At 72.0% G+C, this 18,096-nt stretch carries 18 protein-coding genes; 7 read left to right on the top strand and 11 right to left on the bottom strand.

Annotated elements, in window-relative coordinates; translation table 11 throughout:
* Positions 1-49 precede the first annotated feature (49 nt).
* The gene (locus ACIQF6_RS11185) at positions 50-241 is read right to left on the bottom strand and encodes a hypothetical protein (protein WP_400892968.1); all 192 of its coding nucleotides are present in this window, start codon (positions 239-241) and stop codon (positions 50-52) included.
* Positions 242-296: 55 nt separating this feature from the next.
* Positions 297-1,166 (bottom strand): mycothiol conjugate amidase Mca, encoded by an 870-nt coding sequence (mca, locus tag ACIQF6_RS11180; protein WP_400893890.1) that lies wholly within the window; start codon positions 1,164-1,166, stop codon positions 297-299.
* Positions 1,167-1,324: 158 nt separating this feature from the next.
* On the opposite strand from mca, the gene ACIQF6_RS11175 reads away from it, so the two are divergent.
* Positions 1,325-1,750, top strand: coding sequence for a DUF4307 domain-containing protein (locus ACIQF6_RS11175; RefSeq protein ID WP_400892966.1), 426 nt, complete (start codon positions 1,325-1,327; stop codon positions 1,748-1,750).
* Positions 1,751-1,995: 245 nt separating this feature from the next.
* Positions 1,996-2,493 (top strand): transcription elongation factor GreA, encoded by a 498-nt coding sequence (greA, locus tag ACIQF6_RS11170; RefSeq protein WP_400892964.1) that lies wholly within the window; start codon positions 1,996-1,998, stop codon positions 2,491-2,493.
* Between the two features lie 136 nt (positions 2,494-2,629).
* Here the strand turns inward: greA and ACIQF6_RS11165 are convergent, their stop codons facing one another.
* From ACIQF6_RS11165 to ilvA, 3 genes are all read right to left on the bottom strand, one after another.
* Positions 2,630-3,490, bottom strand: a complete 861-nt coding sequence (locus tag ACIQF6_RS11165) for an ABC transporter permease (protein WP_400892961.1) — start codon at positions 3,488-3,490, stop codon at positions 2,630-2,632.
* A 1-nt stretch (position 3,491) separates the two neighbouring features.
* Positions 3,492-4,502 (bottom strand): ATP-binding cassette domain-containing protein, encoded by a 1,011-nt coding sequence (locus ACIQF6_RS11160; protein ID WP_400892958.1) that lies wholly within the window; start codon positions 4,500-4,502, stop codon positions 3,492-3,494.
* Positions 4,503-4,670: 168 nt separating this feature from the next.
* Positions 4,671-5,882 carry a threonine ammonia-lyase gene (ilvA, locus tag ACIQF6_RS11155; protein WP_400892955.1) on the bottom strand — a complete coding sequence of 404 codons (1,212 nt, stop codon included), beginning with the start codon at positions 5,880-5,882 and terminating at the stop codon, positions 4,671-4,673.
* Between the two features lie 253 nt (positions 5,883-6,135).
* Between ilvA and ACIQF6_RS11150 the strand changes: the two genes are divergently transcribed.
* Complete coding sequence (locus ACIQF6_RS11150) at positions 6,136-6,576, top strand: MarR family winged helix-turn-helix transcriptional regulator (protein ID WP_400892952.1); 441 nt, start codon at positions 6,136-6,138, stop codon at positions 6,574-6,576.
* A 174-nt stretch (positions 6,577-6,750) separates the two neighbouring features.
* Here ACIQF6_RS11150 and ACIQF6_RS11145 read toward each other — a convergent pair whose 3' ends face one another.
* Positions 6,751-7,905 carry a cystathionine gamma-synthase gene (locus ACIQF6_RS11145; RefSeq protein ID WP_400892949.1) on the bottom strand — a complete coding sequence of 385 codons (1,155 nt, stop codon included), beginning with the start codon at positions 7,903-7,905 and terminating at the stop codon, positions 6,751-6,753.
* 192 nt (positions 7,906-8,097) lie between these two features.
* Here ACIQF6_RS11145 and ACIQF6_RS11140 point away from each other — a divergent pair, with 192 nt between their 5' ends.
* Positions 8,098-8,463, top strand: coding sequence for a cupin domain-containing protein (locus ACIQF6_RS11140; RefSeq protein ID WP_400892946.1), 366 nt, complete (start codon positions 8,098-8,100; stop codon positions 8,461-8,463).
* A 16-nt stretch (positions 8,464-8,479) separates the two neighbouring features.
* Here ACIQF6_RS11140 and ACIQF6_RS11135 read toward each other — a convergent pair whose 3' ends face one another.
* The 5 genes from ACIQF6_RS11135 to ACIQF6_RS11115 form a co-directional block, all read right to left on the bottom strand.
* Positions 8,480-8,962: a DUF1203 domain-containing protein gene (locus ACIQF6_RS11135; RefSeq protein WP_400892942.1), complete on the bottom strand. Its 483-nt coding sequence runs from the start codon at positions 8,960-8,962 to the stop codon at positions 8,480-8,482.
* A gap of 137 nt (positions 8,963-9,099) precedes the next feature.
* A complete protein-coding gene (locus tag ACIQF6_RS11130) occupies positions 9,100-10,449 on the bottom strand; it encodes a hypothetical protein (protein WP_400892939.1) in 1,350 nt (449 codons plus the stop codon).
* Between the two features lie 143 nt (positions 10,450-10,592).
* On the bottom strand, positions 10,593-11,858 hold the full coding sequence (locus ACIQF6_RS11125; RefSeq protein WP_400892937.1) for an Ig-like domain-containing protein: 1,266 nt from the start codon (positions 11,856-11,858) through the stop codon (positions 10,593-10,595).
* Positions 11,859-12,005: 147 nt separating this feature from the next.
* Positions 12,006-12,332, bottom strand: a complete 327-nt coding sequence (locus ACIQF6_RS11120) for a hypothetical protein (RefSeq protein WP_400892932.1) — start codon at positions 12,330-12,332, stop codon at positions 12,006-12,008.
* 412 nt (positions 12,333-12,744) lie between these two features.
* On the bottom strand, positions 12,745-14,145 hold the full coding sequence (locus tag ACIQF6_RS11115) for a cystathionine beta-synthase (protein WP_400892930.1): 1,401 nt from the start codon (positions 14,143-14,145) through the stop codon (positions 12,745-12,747).
* A 341-nt stretch (positions 14,146-14,486) separates the two neighbouring features.
* On the opposite strand from ACIQF6_RS11115, the gene ACIQF6_RS11110 reads away from it, so the two are divergent.
* From ACIQF6_RS11110 to ACIQF6_RS11100, 3 genes are all read left to right on the top strand, one after another.
* Positions 14,487-15,584, top strand: a complete 1,098-nt coding sequence (locus ACIQF6_RS11110; protein WP_400892928.1) for an SGNH/GDSL hydrolase family protein — start codon at positions 14,487-14,489, stop codon at positions 15,582-15,584.
* Positions 15,585-15,640: 56 nt separating this feature from the next.
* Positions 15,641-16,861 (top strand): acetyl-CoA C-acetyltransferase, encoded by a 1,221-nt coding sequence (locus tag ACIQF6_RS11105; RefSeq protein ID WP_400892926.1) that lies wholly within the window; start codon positions 15,641-15,643, stop codon positions 16,859-16,861.
* A gap of 289 nt (positions 16,862-17,150) precedes the next feature.
* Positions 17,151-18,056, top strand: coding sequence for a hypothetical protein (locus ACIQF6_RS11100; protein WP_400892924.1), 906 nt, complete (start codon positions 17,151-17,153; stop codon positions 18,054-18,056).
* Positions 18,057-18,096 lie beyond the last annotated feature (40 nt).

The following is an 18,096-nucleotide window of genomic DNA, read 5'->3' as shown; positions in this document are numbered from 1 at the left end:
CCGACCGGCCCGGACGAACGTGACGTGCAGGTCCTCGCCGAAGCCGTGGTCAGTCGTCCTTGGGGTCGGGCTGCTCGGTGAAGTCGATCTTCTTGAAGCGGGCGTTCATCGACTTCAGGAGGAACCAGGTGGCGATGCCGAGGACCGCGAAGACGACGAAGCCGAGGAGGCCGGGGGTGACCTTGGTCTCGTCGAGGGCGAGGTCGGCGGCGAGCTGGGTGACGTTCACGGGGGTGCTCATTCATCCATGGTGACCCGGCCCTACGCGGGCCGGGTCACCGGGGGGTGGTACGGGGCTACTTGCGGAGGCCGGCGAACAGGTCGGTCTCGGGGAGGTCGGTGTCGACCAGGGACTTCGCGAGTTCGTAGTCCTCGGTGGGCCAGACGTCGCGCTGGATGTCGATCGGGACGCGGAACCAGGGACCGTCGGGGTCGATCTGGGTGGCGTGCGCGATCAGCGCCTTGTCGCGGATCTCGAAGTACTCGCCGCACGCGACCTGGGTGGTGATCTCGCGCTCGGCGCGGCCGGACTTCTCCCAGCCTTCGATCCACTCGCCGTAGGGCGAGTCGTGGCCGTGCTCGGTGAGGTAGGCGTGCAGGGCGCGGATGCGCCCCATCGGGAAGCCGTGGTTGTAGTAGAGCTTGAGCGGCTGCCAGGGCTCGCCGGCCTCGGGGTAGGCGTCCGGGTCCCCGGCTGCTTCGAAGGCCGCCATGCTGATCTTGTGGGTCATGATGTGGTCGGGGTGCGGGTAGCCGCCGTTCTCGTCGTACGTGGTGATCACGTGCGGACGGAACTCGCGGATCAGCTTGACCAGGGCGCCCGCGGCCACGTCCACGTCCTCGAGGGCGAAGCAGCCCTCGGGCAGCGGGGGCAGCGGATCGCCCTCGGGGAGGCCGGAGTCGACGTAGCCGAGCCAGGCCTGCTGGACGCCGAGGATCTCCCGGGCGGCGTCCATCTCCTTGCGGCGGACCTCGTGGATGTTCTCCTCGACCCACGGGTCGCCCTGCAGCTTGGGGTTGAGGATCGACCCCCGCTCGCCCCCGGTGCAGGTGGCGACGAGGACCTCCACCCCCTGGGCCACGTACATCGCCATGGTGGCGGCGCCCTTGCTGGACTCGTCGTCCGGGTGCGCGTGCACCGCCATCAACCGCAACTGCTCGCTCAACGCCTGGGTCCCTTCCAGGTACAGGTGTGTCCGGTTCATCGGGCCGGCTCCCCCGCCGCCTGTGGCGCGGACGTGCCCCTCCTATAGTGACGGACTGGAGGGCGCGTCCATTCCCGCGGACGGCCGAACGTTCCTCCGCGAAAGGACCGAGCCGCACCATGGACCAGAGCCCTACGCCCCAGCCGCCCCTGGCGCCCCCGGCGGGCCGCTACAGCCGGGCCGACGACCGCACCGCCGACCGCCGGCTGCGGATCGCCGGCGTGGTGTTCGGCGTGCTGATGGTGGGCCTGATCGCCTGGCTCGGCGCCTCGTACCTGCTGCGCGAGACGAAGCTGAACGGCGCGGTGCCGACCTTCCAGTCGGTGTCCGACAGCGAGGTGCAGCTCCAGCTGTCGGTCCGCAAGGGCGAAGGCGTCTCGGGCGTGTGCACGGTCCGCTCGCAGGGCACGGACGGCGCGGTGGTCGGCCAGTCGGACTTCCAGATCCCGGCCGAGGGCACCAGCTACGACAAGGTCGTGACGCTCCGCACCACCTCCCGCGGCACCACCGCCGAGCTGCTCGGCTGCACCCCCGACAAGAAGTAGCCCCTGCCCCGACAGGCCGAAAGGCCTTTGCTCCGCTCACCCTTTCGAGCGCATAGTCGAGGGAGCGGGACGCTCTCGGCGCCCGCAGCCCTTCCCGCCCACGCGGGGAACTTGTTAGGCTCGTGATTTCGCCCCTTCCCTGCCGAATGGCACGGAAGCGGGCGTTGCTTTGCATCTGCCCAGAAAATCGACCACTGCTGCCGAACCACCCTCGCAGCAGCGCCAGCACCGACGAGGAGCACCCTGTGACCCAGACCAACGATGACGTGACCTGGCTCACTCAGGACCACTACAACAAGCTCAAGGCCGAGCTTGACCACCTGACCGGGCCCTGGCGCATCGAGATCGCCCAGAAGATCGAGGCGGCGCGCGAGGAGGGCGACCTCAAGGAGAACGCCGGCTACCACGCGGCCAAGGACGAGCAGGGCAAGACCGAGGCGCGGATCCGCCAGCTGTCGCAGCTGCTGGAGCGGGCGAAGGTCGGCGAGGCTCCGGCCGACTCCGGTGTGGTGGCTCCCGGCATGCTGGTGAAGGTGGCCTTCGACGGCGACCTGGACGACACCATGGAGTTCCTGCTGGCCTCCCGCGAGGTCACCGACGGCGACATCGACGTGTACTCGCCGCAGTCCCCGCTGGGCCGCGCGATCACCGGCAAGTCGGTCGGCGAGGACGCCCAGTACGAACTGCCGAACGGCAAGAAGGCCAGTGTGAAGATCGTCGACGCCAAGCCGTTCTCCGGCTGACCGACGGCACGCACCAGGACGGCCGCTCCCCCGGGTGGGGGGAGCGGCCGTCCGCCGTTCTTCCGGCGGCGCGCCGGTGCTCGCACACCACGGACCGTCGGTCGGCGGCGCGCCGGCACTTGCGCACTGCGGAGCGTCAGCCCGCGGCGCGCCGGTACTTGCGCACCGACAGCCAGGAGAACACCGCCATGATCAGCAGCGACCAGCCGATCGACACCAGCACGGCGTGCTGCATCGGCCAGGCGTCGGGGGCGGGGCCGAGCTGGTTGCCGAACAGGCTGCGGCAGGCCTGCACGGTGGCGGAGAACGGGTTCCAGTAGGCGATCGGCTGAAGCCAGCCCGGCATCGAGCTGACCGGCACGAAGGCGTTGGAGATGAAGGTCAGCGGGAACAGCCAGATCAGGCCGGCCGAGGTGGCCGCCTCGGGGCTGCGCACCGACAGGCCGATCAGCGCGCCGATCCAGGAGAACGCGTAGCCGAGCAGCAGCAGCAGGCCGAACGCGGCGAGTGCCTTCAGGAAGCCGTCGTGGATCCGCCAGCCGACCAGCAGCGCGACCAGGGCGAGCACGACCACGGTGAACGCGGTCTGCACCAGGTCGGCGAGGGTGCGGCCGGTGAGCACCGCGGCCCGGGACATCGGCAGCGAGCGGAACCGGTCGACCAGGCCCTTGGTCATGTCCTCCGCGATGCCGGCCGAGGCGCCGGCCACCGCGAAGGTGACGGTCTGCGCGAAGATGCCGGCCATCAGGTACTGGATGTAGACGTCGTGGCTGGGCGGCGCGCCGGGGATGGCGATCGCACCGCCCATCACGTACGAGAACAGCAGTACGAACATCACCGGCTGCATCAGCCCGAAGACGACGATCTCGGGGATGCGGGTCATCCGGCGAAGGTTGCGCTTGGCAACCACCCAGGAGTCGTGCAGGGTGGCGGAGACGCCTCGGCGGGGGGTGACGGGGGCGGGGCCGATCGCCGCGTCGGGCAGGGCAGTGGTCATCTCAGGCGTCCTTCCCGTGGCCGCGCCGGCCCTTCTTCGCCGCCTGCCCGCCCTCGTCGGCGACGGTCTCGTCCTCGGTGGCGTGCCCGGTGAGGGAGAGGAAGACGTCGTCGAGGGTGGGGCGGCGCAGGCCGATGTCGTCGATCTCGATGGAGCGGGCGTCCAGTTCGCGGATGGCGTCGGCGAGGACCTTGGCGCCGCCGCTGACCGGGACGGTGATCCGGCGGGTGTTCTTCTCCACCGCCGGGTCGCCCTTGGCGAACGGGGTGAGCGCGGCGACCGCTTCGGGGATCAGGTCGGGGCGGTGCACGACGACCTCGATGCGTTCGCCGCCGATCTGGGCCTTCAGCTCGTCGGCGGTGCCGCGGGCGATCACCTTGCCGTGGTCGACCACCGCGATGTCGTGGGCGAGGCGGTCGGCCTCCTCCAGGTACTGGGTGGTGAGCAGCAGGGTGGTGCCCTGTTCGACCAGGGTCTCGATGACCTCCCACAGGGCGAGCCGGTTGCGCGGGTCGAGGCCGGTGGTGGGTTCGTCGAGGAACATCACCGGCGGGCGGACCACCAGCGCGGCGGCCAGGTCGAGACGGCGGCGCATGCCGCCGGAGTAGGTCTTGGCGGTGCGGTCCATGGCCTCGGAGAGGTTGAACCACTCCAGCAGTTCCAAGGCCCGCTTCTTCGCGTCGCGGGCGCTCATCTGGTAGAGCTCGCCGACCATCTGGAGGTTCTCCCGGCCGGTGAGGTACTCGTCCACGGCGGCGTACTGGCCGGACAGTCCGATCAGGCTGCGCACCCGGTTGGGGTGCTTGAGGACGTCGAGGCCGGCCACGGTGGCCCGGCCGGAGTCGGGTTGGAGCAGGGTGGTCAGGACGCGCACGGTGGTGGTCTTGCCGGCGCCGTTGGGGCCGAGCAGTCCGAGCACGGTGCCTTCGGGGACGTCGAGGCTGACGCCGTCGAGGGCGCGTACGTCACCGAAGGTCTTGACCAGGTTCTCGGCTTCGATGGCTGCCGCCATGGTCCTGCCTCATCTCCCTGGAGTCGGGTGGCGAAGTCGGTGGACGAGTCTGTTTTGGGCGCAGATCATCCACTTTGTTACCCGAGCCCGCCGGCGGCAAGCTCGCGATACATCGCAAGATGCTGCCACTCGCGATATATCGCGTCAACCGGAAGAGTGAGCCGGGCCTCAGTGCGAGACCACGTAGCCGTCCTCGCGCAGCTCCCCGATCACCGCCGCGCAGTGCTCCGGCCCCTTGGTCTCCAGGTGCAGGTCCACCTCGACCTCGGTCAGGCCCAACTGCGGGTCGATCCGCACGTGCGCGACGTCCAGCACATTGGCGTCGACCCTGGTCAGCACGCCCAGCAGGTCCGCCAGCGCGCCCGGCTTGTCGGCCAGGCGCACCCGCAGCGACAGGTAGCGGCCGGCCGCGGCCAGTCCGTGCCGCAGCACCCGCTGCATCAGCTGCGGGTCGATGTTGCCGCCGGACAGCACCCCGACCACCGGGCCCTCGAACCGGCCCGGCTCGGCCAGCAGCGCGGCGATCGGCGCCGCACCGGCCGGCTCGACCACCAGCTTGAGGCGCTCCAGGCCGACCAGCAGGGCCCGGGACAGCTCGTCCTCGGAGACCGTCCGCACGCCGTCCGCAAGGGAGTTGACCACCTCGAACGGGATGTCGCCCGGGCGGCCGACCATGATCCCGTCGGCCATGGTGGAGAACCGCTCCAACGAGACCGGCCGGCCCGCGGCCAACGACAGCGGGTACGCCGCCGCGGTGGCCGCCTGCACGCCGATCACCCGGACGTCCGGCCGCAGCGCCTTGATCGCGATCGCCACGCCGGCCAGCAGCCCGCCGCCGCCGGTGCCGACCAGCACAGTGCGCACCTCGGGGCACTGCTCCAGGATCTCCAGGCCGACGGTGGCCTGGCCGGTGATCACGTCCCAGTGGTCGAACGGGTGAATGAAGACCGCGCCGGTGGCATCGGCGTACTCGCGGGCCGCCTGCAGCGCCTGGTCGACGTTGGCGCCGTGCAGCCGCACCTCGGCGCCGTACTCGCGGGTGGCGGCGACCTTCGGCAGCGGCGCGGCGAGCGGCATGAAGACGGTGGAGCGCACCCCGAGCAGCGCGGCGGCCAGCGCCACGCCCTGCGCGTGGTTGCCCGCACTGGCGGCGACCACCCCGGCGGCCCGCTCCACCGGCAGCAGCCCGGCGATCCGCAGGTAGGCGCCGCGCAGCTTGAACGAGCCGGTGCGCTGAAGGTTCTCGCACTTCAGGTGGACGGGGGTGCCGGCCACCCCGGAGAGGTGGCGGCTGCTCTGCATGGGCGTGACCCGGGCCACCCCGGCAAGCATCTTCTGTGCGCCCCGGACGTCGTCCAGCGTGATCGGCCAGTTCTGCATGAAGATCAGCCTAGGTCCTCTCTTCCGGATCTTGCCGGGCGCGCGACGCCGGATCATCCCGCCTGGACGCACCGCCGAAACATCCAAGTACACCCAGTACGAGGACGTTCCGGCGGCACGCCCAGCCGGGCGCCCGCCGCCGCGCGCTGATCCGACAAGATCCGCAAGAGAGGGCCAGGTCCCGACGGTTCCGGTGTTCGCCCGGCGCGCGTACGCTGCTGGGCACGAGTCGCCCGCACCCCCGTGAGCCGCGATGAGCCTTCCCCCGCCCGACGTGCCCGACGCCCCCGACCCCGATTGCCGACTCCCCTACCAGGTCGCGGTGTTCGCCCGGCGGCTCAGTGCCGTCGGGGAGCTCGACCGGGCCGCGTTCCTGCTGCTGGACCAGCTCGCCGCCGGCGGGCCGGCCAATGTGAAGACCCTGGCGGCCGCGCTGGGCGTGGACTCCTCCACGGTGACCAGGCAGGCCGCGCCGCTGCTGCGCGAACGGCTGCTGGCCCGGGTGCCGTTCCCGGCGGACCGGCGCACGGTGCGGCTCGCGCTGACCCCGCTGGGGGCCGGCCGGCTGGCGCAGGTGCGCGAGCAGCGGCGGCGGCTGATCGCCGAACTGACGGCGGGTTGGACGCCGGACGAGCGCGCGGTGTTCTGCGCACTGCTGGCGCGGTTCAACGACGGCCTGCGCAACCGGCGCTGACCCCGGCCCGGCCCCGCCCGGATCCGCAGCTCGGAGCCGCAGCCCGCGCCCGGCACTGCCCGAGCCGCAGTCCGCGCCCGTCGGCGGGGCAACGGCGGCCCGGGCAGCCGCCGTTGCCCCACCCGCGGCTCGACGGCGGTCCGCACCGCCGCCGTCGAACCGCCCGTGGGCGGGTCAGCCGAGCGCCTGCTCCAGGTCGGCGAGCAGGTCGGCGGCGGACTCGATGCCGACCGAGATGCGCACCAGGTCGGCGGGCACCTCCAGCGGGGAGCCGGCCGCGGAGGCGTGGGTCATCCGGCCGGGGTGCTCGATCAGCGACTCGACGCCGCCGAGCGACTCGCCGAGGGTGAACAGCTGGGCGCGGTTGCACACCTCGACGGCGGCCTCCTCGCCGCCGGCGACGCGGAACGACACCATGCCGCCGAACGCCTTCATCTGCTTGGCGGCGATGTCGTGCCCGGGGTGGGTGGGCAGGCCCGGGTACAGCACCTGCGTCACCTTCGGGTGGGCGGAGAGCAGTTCGGCGATCCGGGCGGCGTTGTCGGAGTGCCGGTCCATCCGGACGCCGAGGGTCTTGATGCCGCGCAGCACCAGCCAGGCGTCGAACGGGCCGGACACGGCGCCCATCGAGTTCTGGTGGTAGGCGACCTCCTCGGCGAGGCCGGCGTCGGCGACCACCAGGGCGCCGCCGACCACGTCGGAGTGGCCGCCCATGTACTTGGTGGTGGAGTGCACGACGACGTCCGCGCCGAGCGACAGCGGCTGCTGCAGGTAGGGGCTGGCGAAGGTGTTGTCGACGATCAGCAGGGCGCCGGCGGCGTGCGCGATCTCGCCGACCGCGGTCAGGTCGGTGATGCCGAGGAGCGGGTTGGACGGGGTCTCCACCCACACCGCGCGGGTGTTGGGGCGGATCGCCTCGCGCACCTTCTCGGGGTGCTGGGTGTCGGCGACGGAGAAGTCGACGCCCCAGCGGCTCAGCACCTTGGCGAACAGCCGGAAGGTGCCGCCGTAGGCATCGTTGGGGATCACGATGTGGTCGCCGGGCTTGAGGACGGTGCGCAGCAGGGTGTCCTCGGCGGCCAGGCCGGAGGCGAAGGCGAAGCCGCGGGCGCCGCCCTCGATCGCGGCCAGGCACTCCTCCAGGGCGGTGCGGGTGGGGTTCGCGGAGCGGCTGTACTCGTAGCCCTCGCGCAGTCCGCCGACGCCGTCCTGCTTGTAGGTGGACACCTGGTAGATCGGCGTCACGACAGCCCCGGTCCGGGGGTCCGCTTCCTGACCCGCGTGGATGGCGAGGGTTTCGAAGCCGTGGGAAAGCTGGTGCTCGGTCATGCGGTCGAGCCTAGTGCGGCGAACGGATCATGGGTGGCGGTTGTGCGGGACGTCGTGGTGCCGGCCGCCGCCGAGGTGGCCGCCGTGCCTGGCGCGGAGGGCGCCGGGTCACCAGGATGGGAAGCGTCAGCCGTGCCCCGCCGCCGAGCCGGCGACGGGGGTGCGGGTGCTGTCGGCCGGAGGTGAGCGGTGATGGCCGGAATGAAGCGGATGAGCCTGGACTCCCCCGAGGAGGTCCGCCCGTTCGAAGGCGGCAAGGGGCAGGTGGCGCTGGTGAACCTTGAGGCCGGCGGGGTCGGTCGGGGCGTGTTCGAGCCGGGCTGGCGCTGGTCGGAGCACGTGAAGCCGATCGCCGGGACGGACAGTTGCCGGGCCTCGCACGCCGGGTACGTGATCTCGGGCCGGATGCGGATCGAGATGGACGACGGCCAGGCCGAGGAGTTCGGGGCCGGCGATGTGATGATCTGCCCGCCCGGCCACGACGCCTGGGTGCTCGGCGACGTGGCCTGCGTGGTCGTCGACTGGCAGGGCTTCGTGGACTACGCCAAGCGGCGCTGATCCGGCCCGAAGGGGCTCAGCCGGCCCGTCGCACCTCGTGCATGAAGCAGCCGAACTCGACGGCCCGCACGTGCACCAGGGCGGTCTCCGGATCGGCCAGCAACTCGGCGGCGAGCTTCGGCAGTTCGTCCGGCCGGCCGCTGCGGCCGCCGAGGATCCGGCCGTCCGCGGAGTAGGCCCGGACGACCCGCGGCCCGCCGTGGAAGTCTTCCGGCCAGCCGCCGGCGAAGCCCTGGCACGGGTCGGCGTGCACGAACACCGGCCCGGTCTCCAGGTAGGCCCCCGGGTCGCAGCCGGTCTCCTCGGCCCAGCGGCGCAGCGGCGCGTAGGACAGCAGGGTGATCCGCTCGCCGGCCCGGGCGCGGGTGAGGCAGCAGCGCAGGGGCGCACCGGCGTCCTCGGTGACGGTGACGGGGTGGCAGCGCCCGCTGTCGTCGAGTCGGCGCAGTTCGGCGAGCGTCCCGGCGGGTATCGCCCGCACCTCAAGGGTGGTGTTCATGCGCCTCAGCCTGCGCCCGCCGTCCGCCGCGTTCCGGCGGGTTCCGGACGTCGCGTTGGGGGCGGGGGCGGGACGGCGACGGCCCGCCGCAGCCGGGGCTGCGACGGGCCGTGGGGCAGTGCGAAGTTGACCGGCCGTCAGCCCTTGAGGGCGGCGGCGAAGTCCTTGATGTCCTGGAAGGACAGGCCGGCCGCGTTCAGGCTGGTGGCCTGCTCGTGGTCGATGCCGGCGGCGGCCAGTTCGGCGAACTGGGCGTCGGTCAGCGGGGCGGCCGGTCCGTCCGGGCCCGAGTCGGCGGCGCCGGCGCCGGCCTCGTCGGCGGCCAGCTTCGCGAAGGTCTCGCCGAGCTTGGCCAGGTCGAGCTCGGTGGCGCCGCTGGGCGCGGTGACGGCCTGGGCGTCGGAGACAAAGCCGAGCCGCAGCGGGAAGTGCGCCGTCGCGTCGGGCTTGTCGGCGAACTGCGCCAGGTCGAGGGTGATGGCCTGCGCCTTGCCGTTCTTGATCTGCACGTCGGCGGCGATCTTGCGGTCCGGCACCTTGGAGAAGTCGTCGCCGGACGGGATCGACGGGAAGGCGGGGAGGCCCTTGCCGGCCGGGAGGCCCTTGCCGGCGGCGTCGGCGGCACCGGGAGCCAGCTTCTCGAAGGCCTTGACCAGGCCCTCGACCAGCGGACGCGCCTGCGCCGAGACCTGGATGACGTCGGCGTCGCCGGACTTGCCCTTGTCCTCCAGGGTGACGTTCTTCGAGAAGACGTCCTTGACGGCCTTGCCGAAGCGCTTCACCTCTGCCGGGTCGATGCCCGCCATCCCGTCGAGCGCCTGGCCGCTGCCGGCCGCGGGGGACTTCTCCTTGTCCCCGAGGTCCTTGAGCTTCTTCAGGTCCAGCGAGACCCACTTGCCGTCGACGACGTCCTTGATCGGCCCGGCCTCGGCGGGCAGCGCGGCGGCGAAGTCGTCGATCTCCTTGGCGTCCTGGCCGGCGAGCTGGGCGATGCCGCGGGCGTCGGCCTTCAGGTACATCTTCTCGCCGACCATCCGGATGTCGGCGTAGGTCTTGTCGCCCTTCTTGGTGCCCAGCGTGTAGGCGTACGCCACGCCCTTGAGGTCGAAGTCCTCGTTCACCGCGCCGGTCGCGTCCTTGGCCTTGAACGCCTCGGTGTCCTTGAGCGGCTTGTCGGAGCTCACCGACACGTTCAGCGTCAGGCTGGAGAGCAGGTCGGCGTCCTTCTGCTCGATCGGGTCGTCCATCGCCTTGCCGAAGGCGACGAGCTGGTCCGCGGTGGCGTCGACGGAGAGCTGGATGCTGAGCGACTTGGCGTCGCCGAGCTTGCCGAACGCCCCGGAGAGCTTCTCACCGGCGCTCAGCTGCTTGACGGTGCCACAGGCGGTGGCGCCGGCGGCGATCAGGACGGCTCCGGCGGCGACGGCCGTACCGACGCGGACGGAACGGCGAATGGCGGTATTGATGGCTGAACTCCCCTGCCTCAAGGCGGATCCGGGCCATGATCGGCCCTGCCGCGGAGGCAAGCTCAACACATCGATGCGTCCCCCCGCACGCGAATATTTTTACCATTCATTTAGGCCGCTCTCACGAGCGCCCCCATCTTTCCCCGCATCGCCCCCACATGACGTCAGATCGCGCTGCCGGCCTTCCAGTCCGCCCAGGACATGTTCCAGCCGTTCAGGCCGTTGGACGGGTTCACCGTGCGGTCGCCGGAGTTGACCACCTCGACCACGTCGCCGAGCATCGAACTCGCGTAGAACCGGGCCGCGTTGGTGTTGGGGTTGTTGCCGCCCTGCGAGTCCTGCAGCGCGATGCAGCCGTGGCTGGTGTTGGCGTTGCCGAACTGCGAGGCCGGCGACCAGTAGTTGCCGTGGATGAAGGTGCCGGAGGTGGTGAGCCGCTGCGCGTGCGGCACGTCCGGGATGTCGTACTCGCTGCCGAGGCCGACCGTGCTGGAGTTCATCCGGGTCTGCTGGAAGCGCTCGGAGATCACCATCTTGCCGCCCCAGGTGCGGTGCTCGGGCGAGCCGCCGATCACCGGGTAGGTGGCGGTGACCTTGCCGTCGGTGGTGACGGTGAGGGTGTCGGCCTTCAGGTCGGCGACCGAGACCTGGCTGCGGCCGACGGTGAAGGTGACGTCCTTGGACTGGGTGCCGTAGACGCCCTTGGCGCCGGCCACGTCCTTCAGCCGCAGCTTCAGCGTGACGGTGGTGCCCTTCGCCCAGTACTGCTGCGGGCGGAAGTCCAGCCGGGTGGCGTCGAACCAGTGGCCGACGATCTCCACCGGCGGGTCCGCGACCACGGTGATCGCCTGCTGCACGGCCTTGCGGTCGGTGATCGGCTTGTTGAAGTTGATCGACACCGGCATGCCGACGCCGACCGTGGAGCCGTCCTCGGGGGTGAAGTAGCCGACGAAGGTGTTGGCCGGGGAGGCGGTGGAGAAGATCGCGTTGGCGTCCGCCGGCCGCTTGTCCTTGTCCTCGGCGGAAGCGGCGACGGTGTACTTGGTGCCGGAGGAGAGCGCCGCGGTGGAGGTCCAGCTCGCGCCGTCGTCGGCCGACTTTCCGGCTATCTGCTTGCCCGCGCTGTCGGTGACGGTGACCGAGGTGAGCGTGCCGTCCTGCACGGTGACGGTGATCGGCTCGGCGAACGGCGCGGCGGTCGCGCCGTCGGCGGGCGTGATGGTGATCTGCGCGACGGACGCCTTCGGGCTGACCGACGGGCTCTCGCCGCTGCCGGCCGCGCCCGTACCGCCGGCGGCGGGCTTGCTGCCGCCGCCCTGGCAGGCGGCCAGCAGCAGCACCGGAGCGCCGAGCAGCCCGCCGAGCACACCGCGTCGGCTCCAGTTGCCGCCGAGCGGCCGCTCCTGCTTGTCGGCTGCGGTCACGTCCACGCTCCTCGGTCCCGGGACCACTCAAGGCCACTCAAGATCACTCAAAAATGTGCAGATCATACGAGAGTACTCAACTGATCCAAAGAACGGACAAAAAGGCCCGGTCCGGGGTTCCGGACCGGGCCTGTGCGCGGATCGCGCCGGGGCTCACTGCACCTCGTACTCGTCCCAGCCCTCGTCGTCCGGGTCGTAGTCGGTGGTGGCGGACTCCCAGGTGGCGGAGGCGAGCTCCACCCCGGGGACCTCGCCGAGCAGCGCCACCGGGTCGACGAAGTGGGCGAGCGAACCCGTCGGGTCCACCTCGATCGCCTCGACGGCCTGGGCGCGCTCGTCGTCGTCCAGGTACTCGTCGTCCGCGACCTGGGTCAGGGCGGCGGCCTTCAGGGCGTTCTCGTCGGTGATCTCGGCGATCAGCTCGATGGTGAGGCGAACGTAGCGCGGTGCGTCCTGCTCGGGCAGTTCAGTGCTGGTCATGACAGCGAGCGTAGGGGGTCGCCCGGCCATCGGGAAACGGCGGCCCCGGGCGGGAACGCGGCGAGGGCCGGTCCGGGCGACGCCCGGACCGGCCCCAGCTGCCCCCGCGCGCTCCCCCACCCGGGAACGCGCAGAGACCGCGCCTCGCGACGCGTGATCCGCCACGGGCGCCGTCGACACCCTGGACGGGCCAGGGGCGGGACGACGACGGCCCCGCGGAGCGGAGCCGACGGCCGGGTCGGGCCGGTCGTCGGATCCCCGGTGACCGCGGAGGTCGGAGAGCCGCTCCCGCCCCCGCCGTCACCGTGTGCGGCTGTCTTGCCGTGCCCACCACAATGCCGGAGCCGTGTTAACCCGATGCTGCGCGCTTGTGACGTCCACGTACCGGCGGCCGGGCCCGGCCGACGACGTGTCAGTGGCCGGCCCGGGAGGTCAGGAAGGCCAGCAGGTCCTGACGGGTGACGATGCCCTGCGGCTTGCCCTCCACCAGCACCACCACCGCGTCGGCCTTCTCCAGCACCGACATCAGGTTGGTCACCGACTCGCCGGAGCCGACCACCGGCAGCGGCTTGGACATCGCCCTGTCCAGCGTGTCGGTCAGCTCGATCCGCCCGTTGAACAGGCCGTCCAGCAACTCGCGCTCGACCACCGAGCCGACCACCTCGCCGGCCATGATGTCCGGGTGGCCGGCGCCCGGGGAGACCACCGGCATCTGCGAGACGCCGAAGTCGCGCAGCACCCGCACCGCCTCGGCGACCGTCTCGCCCGGGTGCATGTGCACGAACTGCGGGATGCCCTCGTGCTCCACCGCGTCCTTGCGGGCCAGCACCTCGCCGATGTGCGCCTCGTCGGTGGCGGTCGGCAGGAAGCCGTAGTCGGCCATCCAGTCGTCGTTGAAGATCTTCGACAGGTAGCCGCGGCCGCCGTCCGGCAGCAGCACCACGACGACGTCGTCCGGGCCCAGCTCGCGGGCCACCTCCAGCGCGGCCACCACGGCCATGCCGCAGGAGCCGCCGACCAGCAGGCCCTCCTCCTTCGCCAGGCGGCGGGTCATCTGGAACGAGTCCTTGTCGGAGACCGCGACGATCCGGTCCGCGACCTCGCGGTCGTAGGCGGTCGGCCAGAAGTCCTCGCCGACGCCCTCCACCAGGTACGGCCGGCCGGTGCCGCCCGAGTACACCGAGCCCTCCGGGTCCGCGCCGACCACCTGGACCTTCCCGCCGGACGCCTCCTTCAGGTACCGGCCGGTGCCCGAGATGGTGCCGCCGGTGCCGACGCCCGCCACGAAGTGGGTGATCCGGCCCTCCGTCTGCTCCCACAGCTCCGGGCCGGTGGAGTGGTAGTGCGAGGCCGGGTTGTCCGGGTTCGAGTACTGGTCCGGCTTCCAGGCGTTCGGGGTCTCACGGACCAGCCGGTCCGAGACGTTGTAGTACGAGTCCGGGTGCTCCGGGGCGACCGCGGTCGGGCAGACCACGACCTCCGCGCCGTACGCCCGCAGGGTGTTGATCTTGTCCGTGGACACCTTGTCCGGGCACACGAAAATGCACTTGTAGCCCTTCTGCTGGGCCACGATCGCCAGACCCACACCGGTGTTGCCGCTGGTGGGCTCGACGATGGTGCCACCCGGCTTGAGGGCACCGGAGGCCTCCGCCGCCTCGATCATCCGCATCGCGATCCGGTCCTTCACCGAACCGCCCGGATTGAAGTACTCGACCTTCGCCAGCACGGTGGCGCTGATGCCCTCGGTGACCTTGTTGAGCTTCACCAGCGGGGTGTCGCCGACCAGCTCGATGATCGAATTGTGGTACCGCACGGAGATCCTCCCGGTAAATGGCAGCCCTGGTTGCCGAAAACCCCAGCCTAGGGCCCCCTTCGTACCCGCTGCGCCCATCCGCCCCATGTCTCCCGCGCCACCCGAACAAACCACTTCCGGCGGGTGCCGGCACTCCACCGCGACCGAACAACCGCCCTCGAAGAAGGCACTTCGCCACACAGAATTCGGAATGCCGGCCGGAGCCCCGCCGCCACCGGGGCGTCGCCCCTTCGCCCCGCCCCGGGCGGAGGGGCTCCGGGCGGGTGGTCGGCGGGGGCGGGCGGTAGGGGGTCGGGGTGAGCGGGTACGAGTGTGGGTGGAAGAGGAGAGGGGGTGGCCGGATGGCCGGCTCGCAGGCATCGAGGGCGCGGGTGGCGCGGCGGATCGCGACCGCGGCGGCGTACGGGGGCGGTGGGCTCGGGCTGCTCGGGGTGGGCCTGGCCGGGGTGCTGCTGACCGAGAGCCGGATGGCGGTCCGGGCGATCGGCGTGCTGGGCGGCGACCCGCCGCGCGCGGACGGCCTGCACGGGGAGGCGTTCGCCGATCCGGCGGATCCCCGGCCGCCGCTGGTGATGGCGTTCCTCGGCGATTCGACGGCCGCCGGCCTGGGCGTGCAGCGCGCGCAGGAGACCCCGGGCGCCCTGCTCGCGTCGGGGCTGGCCTCGGTCGCCGAGCGTCCGGTGCGGCTGCTGAACGTGGCGAAGTCGGGCGCCCGCTCGGGCGACCTCGCGGGGCAGCTGGAACGCGCGCTGCCGCACTGTCCGGACGTCGCGGTGCTGATGATCGGCGCCAACGACGTGACCAGGCACGCCCCGGCCGCCCGCAGCGTGCGGGAGCTGGGCGAGACGGTGGGCCGGCTGGTCTCGGCGGGCTGCGAGGTGGTGGTCGGCACCTGCCCGGACCTGGGGACGATCAAGCCGGTGCGCCCGCCGCTGCGCTGGGTGGCGCGCCGGTTGAGCCGGCAGCTCGCGGCGGCGCAGACCATCGCGGTGGTGGAGGCCGGCGGCCGGACGGTCTCGGTGGGCTCGCTGCTGGGCCCGGAGTTCGCGACCCGTCCGGAGCTGTTCTCCGCGGACCGCTACCACCCGTCCGCGCAGGGGTACGCGACGGCGTCGATGGCGATGCTGCCGTCGGTGTGCGCGGCGCTCGACCTGTGGCCGCAGGACACGCCGTCCGCGGTGGGCGGGCCGGTGGAGCCGCAGGCGGTGCTGCCGGTGGCCGTGGCGGCCGCGGCGGCGGCGGGGCGTTCGGGCACCGAGGTGACGGCGGCGGGCCCGTCGAACGGGACGTGGCGGTGGGCGACGCTCAAGCAGCGGTTCCGGCTGGCGCTGCCCGGTGCGGAGGACGCCAAGGCGGTCGTGGACGGCGAACGGCCGCGGGCGATCGCGTCGGCCAACTCACATCCGGAGGCGGATGACGCCGGAGCTACCAAGCGGTAACTTTCCCCGGAGATCCACCGGATCGCGTCCCGAGGTCACTCAGCGAGGAGCCCGCCATGCCCGAAGCCGTCATCGTCAGCGCCGCCCGTTCGCCGATCGGCCGGGCCTTCAAGGGCTCCCTCAAGGACATCCGCCCGGACGACCTGACCGCGCAGATCATCGGCGCCGCACTGGCCAAGGTGCCGCAGCTGGACCCGCGCGAGATCGACGACCTGATGCTGGGCTGCGGCCTGCCGGGCGGCGAGCAGGGCCACAACCTGGCCCGGATCGTCGCCGTCCAGATGGGCATGGACTACCTGCCGGGCGCGACCATCACCCGCTACTGCTCGTCCTCGCTGCAGACCACCCGGATGGCGCTGCACGCGATCAAGGCCGGCGAGGGCGACGTCTTCGTCTCGGCCGGCGTGGAGACCGTCTCCCGTTCGATCAACGGCACCTCGGACGGCATGCCGGGCACCATGAACCCGCTGTTCGACGAGGCGCAGGCGCGCACCAAGCACCGCGCGGAGACCGGCGGCGGGGCGTGGCACGACCCGCGCGAGGACGGCCTGCTGCCGGACGCGTACATCGCGATGGGCCAGACCGCGGAGAACCTGGCCGCGCTGAAGGGCATCACCCGGGCCGAGCAGGACGAGTTCGGCGTCCGCTCGCAGAACCTGGCCGAGGCCGCGATCAAGGCGGGCTTCTGGCAGCGCGAGATCACCCCGGTGACGCTGCCGGACGGCACCGTGGTGAGCGCGGACGACGGCCCGCGCGCGGGCGTGACGCTGGAGGGCGTGTCCGGCCTGAAGCCGGTGTTCCGCCCGGACGGCACCGTGACGGCCGGTAACTGCTGCCCGCTGAACGACGGCGCGGCGGCGCTGGTGATCATGTCGGACACCAAGGCGCGCGAGCTGGGCATCACCCCGCTGGCCCGGGTGGTCTCCACCGGCGTCTCGGCGCTGTCGCCGGAGATCATGGGCTACGGCCCGGTGGAGGCGTCCAAGCAGGCCCTGAAGCGGGCCGGCCTGTCGATCGGCGACATCGACCTGGTGGAGATCAACGAGGCGTTCGCGGCGCAGGTCATCCCGTCCTACCGGGACCTGGGCATCGACCTGGACCGGCTGAACGTCAACGGCGGCGCGATCGCGGTGGGCCACCCGTTCGGCATGACCGGCGCCCGGATCACCACCACCCTGATCAACTCGCTGCAGTGGCACGACAAGCAGTTCGGCCTGGAGACCATGTGCGTCGGCGGCGGCCAGGGCATGGCCATGGTCGTCGAGCGGCTGAGCTGACCGCGGCGGCGACACCGTGACGGGTGTCTCACCCGTCCGGAGTCACCGTCCGTAATTGAGGGCCGGATCACACTCCAGGTGCGATCCGGCCCGATTTTCTGCCTTCCGGGACCGAAATGTCGACGCACCGGAATGGATCAACTCCGCTGCGTGGAGCGGCATTACCCAACAATTTAAGGACAAGTAGGAAAGTCACTGGCAAATCGGACATCCGCCTCTGCAGTAACGGGCGCGGATACGGCAGTGTGGAGCCGTAACCCCGTTCCGCTCCTCGTTGGGAGTACGTTCCGTGAGCGTCGTCTACACCTCCCTGCTGCTGGCCCTGATCGCCCTGACCGCCGCCGTCCTGCTCCACCTCCGCGCCTTGGGGCGGAAGTTGGACGCCGCGCAGCCCACCGCGCAGCCCGCCCCGCAGCTCGACGAGGCGCTGATACGCCGCGCCGTCGCCGAGGCGCTCGCCGCCGACCGGGAGCGTGAGATCACCGAGGCCCGGGCGTTCTGGGCGGAACAGGAGGCGCGCGCCACCGAGGACGCGCCGCTGTTCGACACCCCGTTCACGGCGGCCGGCGAGGACTGGCCGATCTTCTTCCCGCGCCCGACCGGCCCGCAGGAGGCCGCCGACAACCACGGCGTGATGGACCCGGAGTTCGGCGAGGCGCTGCGGCACGCGCTGGAGGACCTGGTCAAGGACGGCCCCGCGGACGGCGGTTCGGTCGCCCCGGGCGGCGCCGGCCTGCCCGTGCCCGGCGACAACGGCGACGTGAAGGCCCGCCGGGAGGCCGACCTGCTGGCCACCGGCCTGGAGGCCGGGCTGCTGGACGCCGACAGCGAGCCCGCCGCCGTGCCCGACCCGCGCCGGCACCCCTCGCACCCGGACTTCGTGCCCAGCCCGACCCCGTCCCGCGAGTGGACCGACGACCGGCTCGCCGCGCTCGCCGAGGACCGGATCGCCCTCACCGACGTCCGCCCGGGCCCGCTCGGCACGCTGGACGTGTACGCGTTCGCCGACGGCACCACGCTGTGCGTGGCGCCCGGCGACCGGGAGGCGGCGTACCGGCTGATCGACGCCGTCCGGGCCGGCGAGGACGTCCGGCTGCTGGGCGGCTCCCGGTTCTCCGGGTCGTACTCGCTGACGTTCTCCACCGACGGCGACACCGTCTACGTGCTGGCCGACCGGGTGGTCGCCTCGATCTGATGCGGGCCCGACGGGGCGTCGACCGCGCGGCAAGGGGTTG

Origin of the sequence: Kitasatospora sp. NPDC092948, assembly GCF_044754805.1 — a bacterium.
Classification (GTDB): Bacteria; Actinomycetota; Actinomycetes; order Streptomycetales; family Streptomycetaceae; genus Kitasatospora.
This window is presented reverse-complemented; position numbering and strand designations above follow the sequence as displayed.